The organism is Tolypothrix sp. PCC 7712 (assembly GCF_025860405.1).
GTDB classification, from domain to species: domain Bacteria; phylum Cyanobacteriota; class Cyanobacteriia; order Cyanobacteriales; family Nostocaceae; genus Aulosira; species Aulosira diplosiphon.
The window spans coordinates 402230-420048 of record NZ_CP063785.1; the positions used below are offsets into that span (position 1 = coordinate 402230).

Consider the following 17819-nt stretch of genomic DNA (forward strand, 5'->3'; position numbering starts at 1 on the left):
AATGATTTCTCAATCTAGTATTCCCAGATAGCTGAATTTATCTGTAAGGTCAAGCTAGAATTTACACTGGTATTTCAATGATAAATTCAGTACCTTTACCGAGGATAGATTGGCAATTCAACTTACCACCGTGGGTTTCTTCCACGATTTGTTGAGCGATAGCCAAGCCTAAACCTGTACCTTTTCCTACAGCTTTGGTAGTAAATAAATGGTCAAAGATTTTGTGTTTTACCTCTTCGCTCATACCTTTACCATTATCAGCAATAGTAATTTTTACAAGATTATTATCCCTAGAAGTTGTGAGGGTAATGCGGTTAGGATTGGTTTGAATATCCTGAAAACTCCGGCCGTTGTTTGACTCATCTAAAGCGTCAATTGCATTAGCTAAGATATTCATAAATACCTGATTTAATTGCCCAGGAAAACATTCAACTAGGGGTAAATCACCGTAGTTAGTGATTACTTCAATTGCGGGACGTTGTTCGTTGGCTTTGAGACGATGTTTGAGAATTAAGATGGTACTATCAATGCCTTCGTGAAGATTAAATGGTACTTTATAGTCTCTATCAGCACGGGAAAAAGTCCGTAGAGAAGTGCTAATGTTTTTGAGCCGATCGCAAGCCATTGTCATGGAATCGAGCATTTTGGGTAAGTCTTCTAAGCTATATTCCAAATCAATTTCTGCCTCGTGGTCGAGGATTTCTTCAGTTTTATCGCTGAAAGTTGCTTGATAGAGTTGCAAATGTTCAACAATATCAGTAAGTGTGGGTTTAGCTTGTTGGAGACTAGCAGCAATAAATCCTAAAGGATTATTCATTTCGTGAGCGACACCAGCGACTAAGTTACCCAAGGCAGACATTTTTTCACTTTGGACGATTTGTAATTGGGCTTGTTGTAAATTATGTAGTGCTTGTTCTAATTCTTGGGCATATTGCTGAGAACGTTGATAAAGTTGGGCATTTTCTAGGGAAATGGCGGCTTGGGCGCAGATGAGGTTGAGTAGTTCCACGCGATCGCTGGTAAACGCTCCCTTTGCTAAACTATTTTCCAGATATAAAATGCCCAGTAATTTACCTTGATGTAAAATCGGGCTGCACAAAATACTTTGAGGCTGCTGACGGATAATATAAGGATCGTTGGCTAAGGTGGTATCTGTGGTTGCATCCAGCAATACCAAAGTTTGTTGATTGTGCTTGACTTTGTATATTAACTTGTGGGGAATGTCTTGGCTGTCTTCAATTGCAAGACTTTGCAACACAACGGGTTTTGTTCCTTGGGTAATTGCGCCTTGAATTAGCAGATGATTGTCTTGCAGGAGCATTAACACGCATTTATCAGCCCCAGCATTTTCGATGATGATGGAAAGTAAGGATAAAAGTAGTTTGTCTAGTTCGATTTCACCAGAGATAGCTTGAGATGCTTTGAGAATTGCTTTTAAATCTAAGGTATCTGAGATACTGGTACTACTGGATGTAGCAGCACTGCTAGATGTCACATTCCCCAAAGGAAAAATAGTTTCGTTAGTAGAAAGAACAGAACGGCTTGGTTGTAATATGGGTGAAAGTAATTGGGGATAACGGGTTTCTAAGTCAACGACTTTGGCTTTTGCTCCCCAACGGGCATAACAATAATATGCTTCTTGCATATAGCCTGCGGCAACTTTCTCTTTCTCCCAGTTGAGATAGAATTTAGCAGCTAGTTCGTTAGCCAGGGCTTCTTCTTGGATGTAGCCATTGGCTTTGGCACAAGAAATCGCTCGGTCGTAAAATTCTATTGCTGTAGTTTTATCACCTAAAACTTGATGTTTTTCTGCCTCCACTAAATAGAATCGATGCAACTGATTCATGGGTGCATAATTTGCCCACTGTTGCATGATTTGTTGATTTTCTGCTACCTGCTGTAAAATCTGCTGTTGTTCTGTGGATGATGCGGTAGGATATAAAGCAAGTTGCACTAAAGAATCATAAAAGTTGAGCAATGAAATATTAGTCATTGCATATCCTAAACCGGAAGATTGACATTGTTTAGCTTTAATCGCATATTCCACTGCCAAATCTAGGACTTGAAACAGATAGCAAAGCATCAATTTATTGACACAAAAATGCCATAAACTATTAGGATCTCTAGCTTGCCCATTTAATAGCAGCATTGAATTTTCATCGTAGGCTGTACCAACTAATTCCCAAGGTGTAGTTGTTGGCTCGATTAAATTCAAGACTATTTGGTGATAAATATTGTGATAATTTAGTGTGGCTTGTTTGTGAATTTTAGCTAAAGCTGCACCATAAATCGCCAACTCATTCGCTAGTGTAGTTAATTCTTGACCAGCAACATAAGCGTGGTAGCAATAAACAGATGCACCGTGGCAGGCAAAAGCTAAGTCTCCAATCTCTAAACCTCTGGCATAAGCTTGCAGTAGCGGCTTGAGGGTAGCGGTGAGAGGTTCTTTCCAGTGGGTGATAAAACCATGAACAACCACCAGGACTCTCGCTTCATATTCACTATCTGAAAACTTGGAAAGCAGTTGCAAAGCTAACTGACCAAATTCATAACCTGGGAGGATACTGTTTGACTGACCACTCAGCATCAGTCCATACCCTGAGTAAACAAAGGAACTAGCGGAGGTGTTGCCGTATTTGATGGATAGAGACAGTTCCTTCGGCACTAGCAAGCGGTGGAGTAGCGGTTTTCCTAGATAAGCAGGGGTATCTACTTTAACTAAGACACGTAAGGCAGTGCGTAATTCCGGTTGCTGCATTTCTGGTAAATCAGCTAACTCAGCTACTGTTTTATCACTGAGGAGAGCTTGAATTTCCTGTAAACCCAGAAAAAAATCTAGATCTGTCGGTTCTGAGGGAAACTCAATGCCAATCGGCTGCAAAAATTGCATGGCTGTATCAATAGCTGCCAAGAACTGACTTTGGATTGTGTAGGATTCAATTTTGATTTCGTAGACTTTGGCTGTATCAATGATTGCTTTAGCTTGTTGTAAAACTTCCTGGGCAAAGTTTTCCATTAAGTCCAGTTCGCCACTGAGATAACTGGCTTCGGTAGCTTCGTTATATAAGCTTAAGGTGAAATCATAGTTAGATTGCCAAGGGTTGAGAGGGAGTAACTCAATACTGATTTTTAGGTAAGCCAATGCAGCATTGTATGCGGTTGAGGCTTTGGCTTTTTTCCCGGCGATGAAATTTAAGCGGGATAGTTGATGGCGTTCTGTAGGTTCATGGAATTGTTCAATGCCAATATTTAATTGATTCGCGATCGCAAAAACCTGTTCCTCTATTTCTGCTTCTGGGGTATTTTCCCACAGTAAACGACCGATTTTGACATGGGTTGTCTGTTTTTGGTCATTGGGAATTAGGGAATAGGCGGCTTGTTGGACGCGATCGTGTAGAAACTTGTATTGTAGGGTTGCTTGTGAGGTATCCTGCGTTGCTTGAGTTTCCGACAAATAAAATTTGTACAAATCGCTTTGGGGCAGAATCAACCCTTCCTGTAATGCTTTCCACAATGTTGTTGCGACTTCTGTTTGGGATTGCTGGGAAACAATCGCCAGGGTGATTAAATCAAAATTTGCGCCAATACAAGCCGCCAGTTTTAATATCTCTTGGGTGGCTGGTGGTAGCTTTTGCAATTGCTGCGCCATCAATTCGACCACATCATCGGTCAACGCTGCATCTCGCACTTGCACAATATCACATTGCCAATGCCCTGCACCCCAGTCAAAGGTAATTAACTGATCTTGATGTAATGCCTTGAGGAACTGAGTGGCAAAGAAGGGATTTCCCTGAGTTTTCTGTATCACCAGTTCTGTCAGTGGTTGCACTACAGATGTGGGAGCATGAAGGGTATCGGCAATCAAATGATTGAGACTGCTGAAATTCAGGGGTTGTAGGGTGATGGTGTCGATTTTTGCCCCGGTTTTCTCCATCTCATTCAGGCTCAATATCAAGGGATGGGCGGCAAATACCTCATTATCCCGATACGCGCCTAACAGTAATAAACAACCCGTTTGCGACTCAGACATTAACACCTGAATCAAATTCAAGGAAGCAGAATCTGCCCATTGCAAATCATCCACAAACATCACCAACGGATGTAAAGGGGTGGTAAAGACTTGAATGAACCTTTGAAACAACAAATTAAACCGATTTTGGGCGGCGGTTCCTGATAATTCTGCTGCTGGGGGTTGTGCGCCAATAATCTGTTCCAATTCAGGAATCAGTTCGACAATCACTTGGGCATTTTCTCCCAGTGCTGCTGAAATCTGCGTTTTCCACTGTTGTAATTGGGTATCACTTTCGGTCAATAATTGCCCTATTAAATCTCGAAAGGCTTGCACAAAGGCACTGAAGGGAATATTGCGATTAAATTGGTCGAATTTGCCCTTAATAAAATAACCGCGTTGTCTGACTATGGGTTTATGCACTTCATTGACAACCGCAGTTTTCCCAATTCCTGAAAACCCAGCCACCAGCATCATTTCTGTTGTGCCTTGACTGACTCGCTCAAATGCTTCTAGTAGGGTTTGAACTTCGGCTTCTCTACCGTAAAGTTTATCTGGGATGATGAAGCGATCGCACACATCCCGACTAGCAATTTCAAAGCTTGAAATTTCACCAGTTTCTCTTAACTGAGTTAGACATTTTTCTAAATCTAATTTCAATCCCAATGCACTCTGATACCTATCTTCAGCATTTTTCGCCATTAATTTCCTGATGATTTCTAAGATAACCGATGGGATATCTGGATTCATTTCATGTATTAATGGGGGCATTTTAGCAATATGAGAATGCACCAATTCCATCGCATCATTAGATGAGAATGGTAACTCACCTGTGAGTAATTCATAGAAAGTTACACCCAGGGAATAAAAATCTGTGCGATAATCAATTCCTCGATTCATTCTCCCTGTCTGTTCTGGAGATATATAAGCGAGTGTACCTTCTAAAACATTGGGGTTAACTAGGGTTTGGGTTTCTCTGGGTAATAATGATGCAATGCTAAAGTCGATTAACTTAACTTGTTTAGTCTCAGGATTAATTAAGATATTGCTGGGTTTGATATCTTTATGAATAATTCTCTCATGGTAGAGTAAGTTGAGAATGTCGCAGAGGGCGATCGCGATTGCTAAAAATTCCTCAACAGATATGAAACTCTGATTTTTGCTGAAATATTCCTTGAGAGAAATACCGCCAAAATCCTCCATGATTAACATATAGCCATTATTGATTGCGTCAAGGCTATAGGTTTGGATAATCAGAGGTGAGTTAAGATTTTTGCCGATGGTGTATTGATTGCGAAATAATAACAGTTCGCTAAAACTGGGATAAGGATTTTTCAGTAGTTTAATAACTACTGGTACTGAGTCAGTTTCTCTAACTGCACGATAAACCAGCGTTCTCGAACCATTGTAGAGTTCTTCACTAATGCGATATCCGGGAATACTGACAAGATTGCTAACCATATTGCGCTCATCCTAATGATTTCTCAATCTAGTATTCCCAGATAGCTGAATTTATCTGTAAGGTCAAGCTAGAATTTACACAGGAATTTTAATGATAAATTCAGTACCTTCTCCTAGTGCGGAAATGCAACTTAACTTACCTCGATGTTTTTCTACGACAATTGAATAGCTAGTTGACAGCCCTAAGCCAGTACCGCTACCTACTGGTTTTGTCGTAAAAAATGGATTAAATATCTGATTTTGCACCGACTGACTCATTCCTATACCGTTATCGGCAATCCGAATAATTACATTTTTGTTTTCAGTTAATTCGGTTTTAATTATAATAGTTGGTTGGCGATTGTTATCTGATGTTTCTAAGGCATCAATGGCATTATTGATGATATTCATAAACACTTGGTTGAGAGCCGAAGCATAACAATTAACTAAAGGTAATACTCCATATTGTTTCCTGAGTATAATTTCTGGACGTTTACTATTACTTTGAAGTCGATGCTGCAAAATTAACAACGTACTTTCAAGACCAGAGTGAATGTCTACTTCTTTGATTTCTGATTCATCCAAGCGAGAAAAATTTCGTAGGGACAGCACTATTTGACGAATACGTTCTGCTCCCACTTTCATCGAAGATAGGAGATTAGGTAAATCATCTAAGATAAATTCTAGGTCAATATCTGCAATTTTTTGGGCAATTTCTGGCAGTGTTTGCGGATACATTAACTGGTATAAATCATTTAATTCAATTAAGGATGTGACATATTCATTTGCTGCTACTAAGTTGCCATAGATGAAATTAATCGGATTATTAATTTCATGGGCAATTCCCGCAACTAATTGTCCTAAACTGGACATTTTCTCAGCTTGAATTAGTTGGGCTTGAGTTGAGTAAAGTTGATTGAGTGTTGATTCTATCTGAGTAGCTTTTGTTGTTAATTCCTGGGTGCGTTCTGCTACTTTTTGTTCAAGATTGTGGGAATAATCCTCTAATTGATGATACAGTTTGGCATTCTCTAGAGAAATTGCCGCTTGGGTGCAGAGTAAGTTGAGTATTTCAATGCGATCGCTGGTAAATGCTCCCAATGTTAAATTATTTTCTAAGTATAAAATGCCCATCAATTTGCCCTGATTAAGAATTGGCGCACAGAAAATACTCTTGGGTGCATGGTGCAAAATATAAGGATCAGCCAGCAAAGTTGGCTCGACTACGGCATTTTCCACAACAGCCGCAACCAGAGTATTTTTAACTCGATTAATTAAGCTAACAGATACGATTTCTTCACAGGGTAGAGATTGTAAAATTATGGCTCTTTGTTGCAATTGAGATAATGCTTCAATTACCCAACAATCACCTTTTGGCATCAGTAATGCACATTTATCGGCTCCAGCATTTTCCAAAATTACTTGAAGTAAGGTTGAGAGTAATTTCTCTAACTCAATTTCGCGGGAAAGTGATTGAAAGGCTTTGAGAATAGTTGCTAAATCGAGGGCTTGTGAGATGCTAGTATTGCTCAGGGAGGAACTTTGAATTGTGTGAGAGGAGATAGAAAGGATTGTTTCTGTTGGTTTAAAAGTTGGTTGTTGTTTGTGCAAAATTGGTAGCAGTAATTGGGGATAACGGCGTTCTAAATCGATGATTTTGGCTTTTGCACCCCAACGGGAATAACAGTAATAAGCCTCCATCATGTAGGTTTGAGCAATTTTTTCTTTGTCCCAATCAAGATAAAATTTGGCTGCCAATTCGTTAGCTAAGGCTTCTTCGTTGAGGAATTGGTTGGTTTTAGCTAGGGTAATTGCTTGTTGATAATTTTCTATGGCGGCTACTTTATCACCACAAACTCGACACTTTTCTGCTTCTATTAAATGCCATTTATGCAAATGATTCATGGGGGCATTTTGCGCCCACTGGTAGAGAATTTGTTGATGGTTTTCGACTTGGGCGAGTAGTTCCTCTGGCGCTGTGGAAATAACTGCTAAATGGGTGAGGGCTGCATACAAATGGAAAATGGGAACAATAATTAATCCTGACAATGCCATTAAACAGGACTGACCTTGGGTAATATAGTCGAGAGCAGCGTGATAATTGCCAAAAGAATAGGCAAGTAGCAGTTTATAGATATAAGCACAGGCAAATGCAGCCAGATCCTGATCTTGTGTGTGCTTGGGAAACATTGCTGTCTCATTGTAGAAAATGCCAGTTAAGCAATCAGGTTGGCTGACAGGTTCTCGCAATTGCTCTACTGTTTGCTGTACCATCGCCAAATAAGTTCGCGCCGAATCTTGTTTTACCTGAACGAGACCAGCATTATAAGCAGATAATTCAGCAGCTACAGCATTCAGTTCTACACCAGAGAACAATAGGGTAGTAGCATAACTTAGTATGATGTAGCCAGCGTAGAAAAAATCACCAGTCTCCATCCCCGCCACATAGCCTTCTTTCAGGATGAGTCGGGTTTTTGATAGTGCTTGTCGGCGATGATGGATGAAAGGCGCAAACAAGGTGAGAACGATGCACTTCATTCTCTGAGCATTCAATTTTTCCAGTAATGAGAGAGCTAATTTACCAAACTCATAACCAATTTCAACTTCGCCAAAAAAGGCACACATCACCATCCCATGAATTGCATAGCCAGGGATTGAGGTGGGAGTATTACCAAACTCCAGGGATAAGCGTACCATCGTCGTACCGAGAATGGGCATTAAACCAGGCATTCCCAGTAACACTGGTGGGAACAACATACTTAATATCTGCATTGCAGCTTGAGTTTGAGGTTCACTCATCGGAGGTAAGTCAATCAGGGAAGCAATTTCTCGGCCGCTAAGTTGCTGATTTAGTGTTTGAAAGGCTTTCCCAATCTGAGTTTCATCTACTTGGGTGGGTAATTCGACTCCCAATTGGGCGAGAGCTTCTCTACCCACTGCGATCGCTGCTAATATTTGGCTACTAGCTGTGAGTGCGGCAATTTGAATTTCGTAGATTTTAACTTTGTCAACAATGCTCTGGGCCTGCTGTAACACCAAGAAAGCAAGTTGTTCCATAGCATCGAAATCACCATTCAAATAACTGGCTTCTGTTGCTGCTATATACAAATTCAAAGCTAATTTATACTGACTTTGCCAACAATTAATCTCTAATAACTCAATTCCTGTCTGAAAATACTCTCTAGCGGCGGTGTATGCAGTAGAATTTCGAGCTTTATTCCCAGCTTTTAAGTTGAGTTTTGCTAAGGCTTCTCGTTCCTGTGGTTGATGAATTAATGCTTGTCCTTGATTCAAATGCCCCACAATATCAAACAGTTTTTCTTCTCGTTCTATTTCAGCAGAAATTTGCAGAAGTAACTGTCCTATTTTCAGGTGAGCCACTTGCTTTTGGTCATCAGAAATCAGGAAATAAGCTGCTTGTTGAACGCGGTCATGTAAAAAGCGATAAACTGGATTAGCTGCTGCATAATCACTAGATATATCTTCAGATTGAACAAAGAATTTATAAATTTCTGTACTCGGAATAATCAGTCCCGCTTGCAATGCTTTCCATAAATCTGCTGCTGTGACTTCTGCTGTTTGTTCAGAAATAATCGCCAATGTCTGTAAATCAAACTGCGCCCCTATGCAAGCTGCTAGCTTGAGAATATTTTGAGTTAGCTGGGGGAATTTCTGCAGTTGGAGGGACATAAATTCCACTACATCATCGGTAATTGCTAAAGCTTTGATTTGAGCAATATCACACTGCCAATGGCGAGATACTAAATCAAAATTGATTAGTTGTTCATTATTTAATGCTTTAAGAAATTGGGTAGCAAAAAAAGGATTACCTTTAGTTTTTTGATAAATTAATGTTGTCAAAGGTCGGGCAAGTAATGATTCACAATTTAGTGTATCTGCGACTAACTGATTGAGGTTGATGTCGCTTAATGCTTGGAGGATGATTTGATTGATGACTGCTTCAGTTTTTTTTAGCTCATTTACCGCCAGGATGAATGGGTGAGTTGGTGATACTTCATTATCTCGATATGCACCCAAGAGAAACAAATATTTTGTATCTTGCATTAACAGTTGTAACAATTTCAGAGATGCGGCATCTGCCCATTGCAAATCATCTAAAAATATGACTAAGGGATGTTCTTGATTAGTGAAAATTTGTACAAACTTTTGCAAGAGTAAATTAAATCTATTTTCGGCAGCAGTCCCCGATAGCTCTATAACTGGTGGTTGTGCGCCAATAATACTTTCCAATTCGGGAATTACATCAATTAAAACTTGCCCATTTTCACCCACAACTGCCAGAATTCTGCTTTTCCAATTGTTGATTTGATGATCAGATTCTGAGAGTAATTGCCCCATTAAATCGCGAAATGCTTGCACAAAGGCACTGAAGGGAATATTCCGTTGAAATTGGTCATATTTGCCTTTAATAAAATAGCCACGTTGTCTGAGGATTGGTTTATGGACTTCGTTGATAACGGCTGTTTTTCCAATTCCCGAAAACCCAGCTACTAGCATCATTTCTGTTGTGCCTTGGCTGACTCTCTCGAATGCTTGTAGTAAAGTTACAACCTCTGCTTCTCTGCCATAGAGTTTATCAGGAATAATGAAGCGATCGCACAAATCCCTAGTAGCAATTTCAAAGCTTTGAATTTCACCAGTTTCCTTTAGCTGAGTTAAACATTTTTCTAAGTCAAATTTTAATCCCAATGCACTCTGATATCTGTCTTCAGAATTTTTCGCCATCAACTTACTGACAATTTCTGAGATAACTGAGGGGATATCTGGATTAATTTCATGTATGAATAGGGGAATTTTCGCAAGATGAGAATGTACCAATTCCATCGCCTCATCAGACTGGAATGGTAACTCATCTGTGAGTAATTCATAAAAAGTTACACCCAGGGAATAAAAATCTGTGCGATAATCAATCCCCCGATTCATTCTCCCTGTCTGTTCGGGAGAGATATAAGCCAGTGTCCCTTCTAAAACATTGGGATTGACTAATGTTTGGGTTTCTCTGGGTAATAATGATGCAATACTAAAGTCGATTAATTTAACTTGTTTAGTTTCGGGATTAATTAAGATATTGCTAGGTTTGATATCTTTATGAATGATCCGCTCATGGTAGAGTAAGTCTAGGATGTCACAGAGTGCGATCGCGATCACTAAAAATTCCTCTAGAGGTGTGACATTTTGATTTTTAGTGAAATAATCCTTGAGGGAAATCCCCCCAAAGTCTTCCATGACTAACATATAGCCATTTTGGAATGATTCGAGGCTATAGGTTTGAATAATTAGAGGTGAGTCGAGATTTTTGCCAATGGTATACTGATTGCGAAATAACAACAATTCGCTAAAGCTGGGATAAGGATTTTTCAGTATTTTGATCACTACTGATAGTGAATCACTGTCTCTAACTGCGCGATAAACCAGTGTTCTCGAACCATTGTAGAGTTCTTCACTAATGCGATATCCGGGAATATTGACAAGATTGCTCACTATATTGCCCTAATTCTAGTAATTTCTAAATCTAGTATTCCCAAATATCTGAAGTTATTTGTAATTTTGAAGTTCAAATCTACACAGGTAGTTCAATAATAAATTCTGCTCCTTCTCCTAAAGCTGACTCACATTTCAACTTTCCACCGTGGGTTTCTTCGACAATCTGACGCGCGATAGCTAATCCTAATCCGGTACCTTTACCAACTGCTTTGGTGGTAAATAAATGGTCAAAAATCTTGTCTTTTACGGATGTAGTCATACCTTTACCGTTATCTGCGATCGCAATTTTCACTTTTTTATCTACAATTGAGGTGGTAATTGTAATTAGGTTGGGATTGGCTGTAATTTCTGTAAATTTTCGCCCCTGATTGAACTCCTCCAAGGCATCAATAGCATTAGCCAGGATATTCATAAATACCTGATTTAATTGCCCAGGAAAACATTCAACTTGGGGTAAATTACCGTAGTTAGTGATTACTTCAATCGCAGGACGTTGTTCGTTAGCTTTCAGGCGATGTTTGAGAATTAAAATCGTGCTATCTATGCCTTCATGAATATTAAATGGTACTTTGTAATCTTTATCAGCACGGGAGAATGTTCTTAAACTAGTGCTGATATTTTTTAACCTGTCGCACGCCAACATCATTGATGTCATCATTTTTGGCAAGTCTTCTAAGCTATATTCCAAATCAATATCCTCAGCATGATTCAGAATTTCTGCACCTGGCTCAGTAAAGTTTTCCTGATATAAATTTAAGTGGTTAACAATATCATTTAAAGTGGGTTTTGCTTGTGCCAAACTAGCAGCAATAAAGCCCAAAGGATTATTCATTTCGTGAGCGACACCAGCGACTAAATTACCCAAAGCTGACATTTTCTCACTTTGAACAATTTGTAATTGTGCCTGTTGTAAATCTTGTAATGCTTGCTGTGCTTGTTGATAAAGCCGCGCATTTTCAATTGATATTGCAGCTTGGGAGGAAAGTAGTTTGATTACTTGTAGGCGTTCGTTAGTAAATACTCCAGTTGTTAACTTATTTTCGAGATAGATAATTCCTAACAAATGCCCTTGGTTGATAATTGGGGTACATAATACACTATGTGGTTGATGTTGCAGCATATATTCCCCAAGTAAACCAGGAATATTTGTTTGGCAATTATTGATCACCACAGTTTCTTGAGTATTTTTAACGTAATTGATTAGGCTTGTGGGAATATGTTGACAAGTATCTAAGGGTTGTGGTTCAAGAACAGTTTTTATATCTGTTTGGGAAGTTGATTTGTGATCGATAAAGGTGAACGCCTGGACTTGCCATTGATTTTCTTGGGGAAGTATGATGACAGATTTTTTTGCCCCAGAGTTTTCGAGGATAATTAGAGTGAGTTGGGCAATCAATTCGTCTAATTCTAAAGTACTAGAAATGGCTAGCGCTGCTTTGAAAACTGAATTTAAATCTAGGACATCAGAAATACTAGTTTTAGCTGTACAACTAGAAGAAGATGTGGAAGTACTAATAATAGTGGCAATAGTTTCTAGGGGATTTAAACCAAATTTTTGTTGTTGCAGGATGGGTTGTAGTAGTTGCGGATAGCGTTTTTCTAAGTCATCAGTTTTGGCTTTTGCACCCCAACGGGCATAGCAGTAATATGCTTCTTGCATATAGCCTGCGGCAACTTTTGGTTTACCCCAATCTAAATAAAATTTAGCCGCTAGTTCATTGGCTAATGCTTCTTCATAGCCATATTCATTTGCTTGAGCTTGGGTAATTGCTTGCTCATAAAGTTCAATTGCTTCAGTTTTTTCTTGATTGATCCGTGCTTTTTCAGCTTGAATTAGTAGAGATTTGTGTAGGATATTTTCAGGACAAGCTTTTGCCCAAAGATTTAACTTTTCTTCTAAAGGAATCAGTGCTTGCCAGTGGTGTTGTTTTACTGCATATTCACTAGCAGTTTTAGCTAATGCTAAATGCATTAATGCCACATAAAAAACGCTAGAAGGAACTTTAGCATGGCTAGAAATTGTATTTTCAATGATGCTGAGTTGCAAAATTAAATGAGGATAGGCGATTTGGTCATCAAATAAATAAGCATGGCGAATTTTCACAGAATATAACCAAGCCAAGTTATAAGGAGAATTCTGGTATTTTTGCAAATATTGGGCTTCACTAAAACTGTCATCATCAAAAGTAAATCTTGTTTTTGTTAATCCCAGAAGATTGCGAATTGGTTGAATCACCCCTGCGATTAAAGCATCCAAATTATCTAAGCTTTTGATATGCGCCATAAAAGCGGCGTGATTTTGCGCGATCGCATACAAATCTTCTAAGTTCTTTCCGTAAGTCAGGCGATCGGAACCACTCTGCATCATCATAAAGCCGACTGTGAGCCAGTTTCCGGCTTCCATGCCATATTTATAGGCGTTGTTATAGTATTGATCCGCTTCTCTAATTGGGCGACTCCAGCTATGAACATCAGCTGCAAACAAAAAGTTAGTCATACCGCGCACATCAGCATTGTCAAACTGTTCGCACAGTTGTACCGCCATTTCGCCAAATTGATAAGCTGTAGCACAGTCTTTCAGTACGCCATTGGCGATTAAGCCATAACCGACATAACCAAAGGGAGACATATCGCTGTTACCATACTGCAAAGACAGTGTGGTCATTTTGGCGAGTGCTAATAATGCTAAGGTACTTTGACCATCCAGCCATGCCGCATAGAAGAGAATTTGTAAAATTCGCAGGATTTCTGCAATGTTGGCATCTTGCATTTTAGGAGCTGCAAGCATGGATTCAATGCTATGCTGCTCTAAAAACTGCTGAACTGTGGCGATTTCTGCATCTAGGCTAGCTTGGATCTTCTCCTGTGCTTGTGGCATTGTCCACCCAAGCAGCTGTAAACTTTGACGTTGAATAGCGATCGCCTCAGCATTTCTTCCCTGAAGTTGGTACTGAGTCATTTGCACGCGATAAATGATCGCTTGATCCAGGGGAGTTTGAGCATAGGTAAGTGCTTCTTTGTATAAGGCTTCGGCTTGATCAAAGTTACTACAAAGATAAGTGGCTTCGGAACCATCACGATGTAAACTATACATAAGTGTATAGTTCTGATGCCAAGTATTTTCAGATAATAAAGCGATACCAAGGGTGCAATAATCCTGGGCAGCTTGATAAGCGGCTGAAAGTTTGGCTTTTTGACCAGCTTTTAAATTGAGAGTAGCCAATTCTTGTTTTTGCTCATCTGTGGTGATCACAGCTTTTCCCATATTCAGCTGGTTCACCAGGTCAAAAATCCGCTCTTCTTGTTCCTGGGGGGATAAGCCTTGTAACAACAATTGACCAATGCGGAAATGAGTATACTGCTTTTGCTCCTCGGGAATCAATGAGTATGCTGCTTGCTGAACGCGATCGTGGAGGAATTTGTAGGTAACAATCTCGGAACCTTTCACCCCATCCTGCGATTCCCGCCCGACATAGAATTTATAAACTTCACTCTGGGGTAAAATTAGCCCTTCTTGTAAGGCTTTCCATAAAGCTGTAGCAGTTTCAGTTGCCGATTTTTCCCAAATAATCGCCAATGTCACCAAATCAAAAGAGTTACCAATACAAGCCGCAAATTTGAGAATTTCCTGTGTTGTTTCAGGCAATTTTTGTAACTGCAATGCCATGAATTCGACAACATCATCAGAAAGCGATAAGGCCTTGACTTCTGCAATGTCGCATTGCCAATTTCCCTCATGCCAATTAAATTTAATCAATCCATCTTCATATAGTGCTTTGATAAATTGGGTGCTAAAAAATGGATTTCCTCGAGTTTTTTGATAAATTAATTGTGTTAATGGCTGGGCAATTTCCGATGAGCAACTTAAGGTGTCAGCCACCAATTGATTTAAACTAGAGAGGCTCAAAGCTGCCAGGGTAATAGTATTGATAGTAGCTTGAGCTTTGCTAATTTCGTCTAAAGTAAATATTAAAGGATGGGCGGCGGAAACTTCATTATCTCGATAAGCACCAATTAATAATAAGTATCCCCCGTCCGATTCACCCATCAGTAATTCCATCAACTTTAGTGATGCCGAATCTGCCCATTGTAAATCATCTAAAAACATCACTAAAGGATGTTCTTTAGTAGTGAAGACCTGGACAAATTTCTGAAATAATAAATTAAAGCGGTTTTGGGCAGCAGTTCCCGGTAATTTGGTTGCTGGTGGTTGATGTCCAATAATTCTTTCTAATTCGGGAATAACTTCAATAATTACCTGACCATTTTCCCCTAAAGCCGCTAAAATCTTGTTTTTCCAACTTTTAATTTGAGCATCGCTTTCTGTAATTAATTGTCTCATTAAATCACGGAAGGCTTGCACAAATGCAGAAAAAGGAATATTGCGATTAAATTGGTCGTATTTACCTTTAATAAAATAACCGCATTGACGAACAATCGGTTTATGTACTTCCTTAACAACCGCAGTTTTGCCAATCCCAGAAAACCCTGCTACTAGCATCATTTCTGTTGTACCGTGACTAACACGCTCAAATGCTTGCAGCAAGTTTTCTACTTCGCTTTCTCTGCCATATAATTTATCAGGAATAATAAAGCGATCGCATACATCTCTTTGTGCAATTGGGAAACTCTCAATTTTGCCAGTTTCCTGCAGTTGAATTAAGCATTTTTCTAAATCAAATTTCAGCCCTAATGCACTCTGATAGCGGTTTTCAGCATTTTTCGCCATCAATTTGTGCACAATTTCTGAGAGTACAGGAGGAATTTTTGGGTTAATTGTATCTGCTAAAGGTGCAGTTTTCGCAATGTGACAATGTACCAACTCCATTGCATCTGGCGTTGTAAAAGGTAATTCTCCAGTTAGTAATTCATAAAAACTGACACCTAAGGAATAAAAATCAGTGCGATAGTCAATCCCCCGATTCATCCGTCCAGTTTGTTCTGGAGAAATATAACCTAATGTCCCTTCTAAGACATTGGGACTAATTAAAGTTTGCGTTTCTCTTGGTAGTAAAGATGCAATACTAAAGTCAATTAATTTTACCTGTTGCGTTTCTGGGTTAATCAGGATATTGGCAGGTTTAATATCTTTATGAATAATCCGCTCGTGATATAAAATGTCTAAGGTGTCACAGAGTGCGATCGCAATCTTTAAAAATTCCTCTAGACAAATCCCACCTAAAGCCTCTACCCTAGCAAAATCCTTGAGGGAAATCCCCCCAAAGTCTTCCATTACGAACGCATAGCCATTTTGGTAAGCTTCCAAGCTGTAGGTTTGGATAATACTGGGGTAGTTGAGATTTTTGGCGATTGTATATTGATTGCGAAACTGCACTATTTCGCCAAAACTGGGATAAGCATTTTTAAGCAGCTTGATGACTACACCCAAAGAGTCAGCCTCTCGAACTGCGCGATAAACTATAGTTCTGGAACCATTGTAGAGTTCTGCCGCAATCTGATATCCAGGAATACTAACTACTGTGTTAAGCATACTGTCGCATTTTTAAGACTTCAGCATTTATTATTCCCAGTTAGTGACAGTAAATAATTGATTGTTGACTAAATAGTTATTGTCAAACACTTCATTAATGCAGGACTAAAAATACTGTAGCGTTCTTTTATTTTCCTAAAAAAACTAATGATGAGACTATAGTTTTATAAAAATTTATTAATAGTTTTTACGTAATATTTGAATCTAGAAAAAGTAAACTATTTCTCTCAGTGAAAGTAATTATAACTGGGTTGCATAATTGGTAAAACCGGGGAGATATTCAGTAATTCTCATGTCTCCCCGTTGCCTTTATCTAAGCGAACTTACTAGCGGCAGCAAATCGCTGATTAATTTCATCCCAATTTACCACATTCCACCAAGCTTCTAAATAATCAGCACGGCGATTTTGGTAGTTGAGATAATAGGCATGTTCCCAAACATCATTACCTAAAATCGGGTATTTACCTTGGCTTAAAGGCGTGTCTTGATTGGCTGTAGTAGTTACTTCCAACTTGCCATTTTTATTGCGAACCAGCCAAACCCAACCACTACCAAATTGACCTGCACCTGCTTCATTAAATTGTTTTTTGAAAGCTGCAAAATTACCGAAATTCTGATTTATAGCAGTTGCGATCGCCCCTGTAGGTTCACCACCACCTTTAGGCTTCATAATTTGCCAAAACATTGAGTGATTGACATGACCTCCGCCATTATTGCGTACAGTTTTACGAATATCTGCGGGAACTTTGTCAAGTTGACGTAACAGTTCTTCAACAGTTCTGCCTTTAAGTTGTGGATGTTTCTCCAATGCTGCATTCAAGTTTTTCACATAAGCTGCATGATGCTTATCGTGATGAAACTGCATAGTTTTAGCATCAATATGTGGTTCCAGCGCATCATAGGCATAAGGTAGAGGCGGTAATTGAATTGCCCCTTTAGTTGTATCGGATTTTGGTTCGGGACTGCTTGGGTTTTCACTGGGAGATTTCTCCGCCAAAGCGCAAGCTTCCAGTGCAAAAGTACCCACACCCGCACCAACTAAAAACAAGAAATGTCGTCGATCTATACTCATAAAAAATTTTGCAGCCAATGAATAAAATTACTAGACAGCTTTTATTGTCGTAGATTCAGGCTGCAAAAGGATGAGAATTGGGTATGGGGCATGGGGCATGGGGCATGGGGCATGGGGCATGGGGTAATGGGTAATGGGTAATGGGTAATGAGTAATGGGTAATGAGTAATGGGTAATGAGTAATGGGTAATGAGTAATGAGTAATGAGTAATGAGTAATGGGTAATGAGTAATAGTTTTTCCCCAATCCCCAGTCCCCAGTCCCCAATCCCCAATCCCCAGTCCCCAGTCCCCAATCCCTAA

General features: G+C 39.4%; 5 protein-coding genes. All 5 read right to left on the reverse strand.

What is annotated here, in order from left to right; genetic code table 11:
• Positions 1-61: 61 nt before the first annotated feature.
• A complete protein-coding gene (locus HGR01_RS01475) occupies positions 62-5470 on the reverse strand; it encodes an ATP-binding sensor histidine kinase (protein WP_045869974.1) in 5409 nt (1802 codons plus the stop codon).
• Between the two features lie 75 nt (positions 5471-5545).
• The gene (locus HGR01_RS01480; RefSeq protein WP_045869975.1) at positions 5546-10954 is read right to left on the reverse strand and encodes an ATP-binding sensor histidine kinase; all 5409 of its coding nucleotides are present in this window, start codon (positions 10952-10954) and stop codon (positions 5546-5548) included.
• A gap of 76 nt (positions 10955-11030) precedes the next feature.
• The gene (locus HGR01_RS01485) at positions 11031-16445 is read right to left on the reverse strand and encodes an ATP-binding sensor histidine kinase (protein WP_045869976.1); all 5415 of its coding nucleotides are present in this window, start codon (positions 16443-16445) and stop codon (positions 11031-11033) included.
• Positions 16446-16758: 313 nt separating this feature from the next.
• On the reverse strand, positions 16759-17517 hold the full coding sequence (locus HGR01_RS01490; protein ID WP_045869977.1) for a superoxide dismutase: 759 nt from the start codon (positions 17515-17517) through the stop codon (positions 16759-16761).
• A 55-nt stretch (positions 17518-17572) separates the two neighbouring features.
• Positions 17573-17812, reverse strand: coding sequence for a hypothetical protein (locus HGR01_RS01495; protein WP_155539179.1), 240 nt, complete (start codon positions 17810-17812; stop codon positions 17573-17575).
• Positions 17813-17819 lie beyond the last annotated feature (7 nt).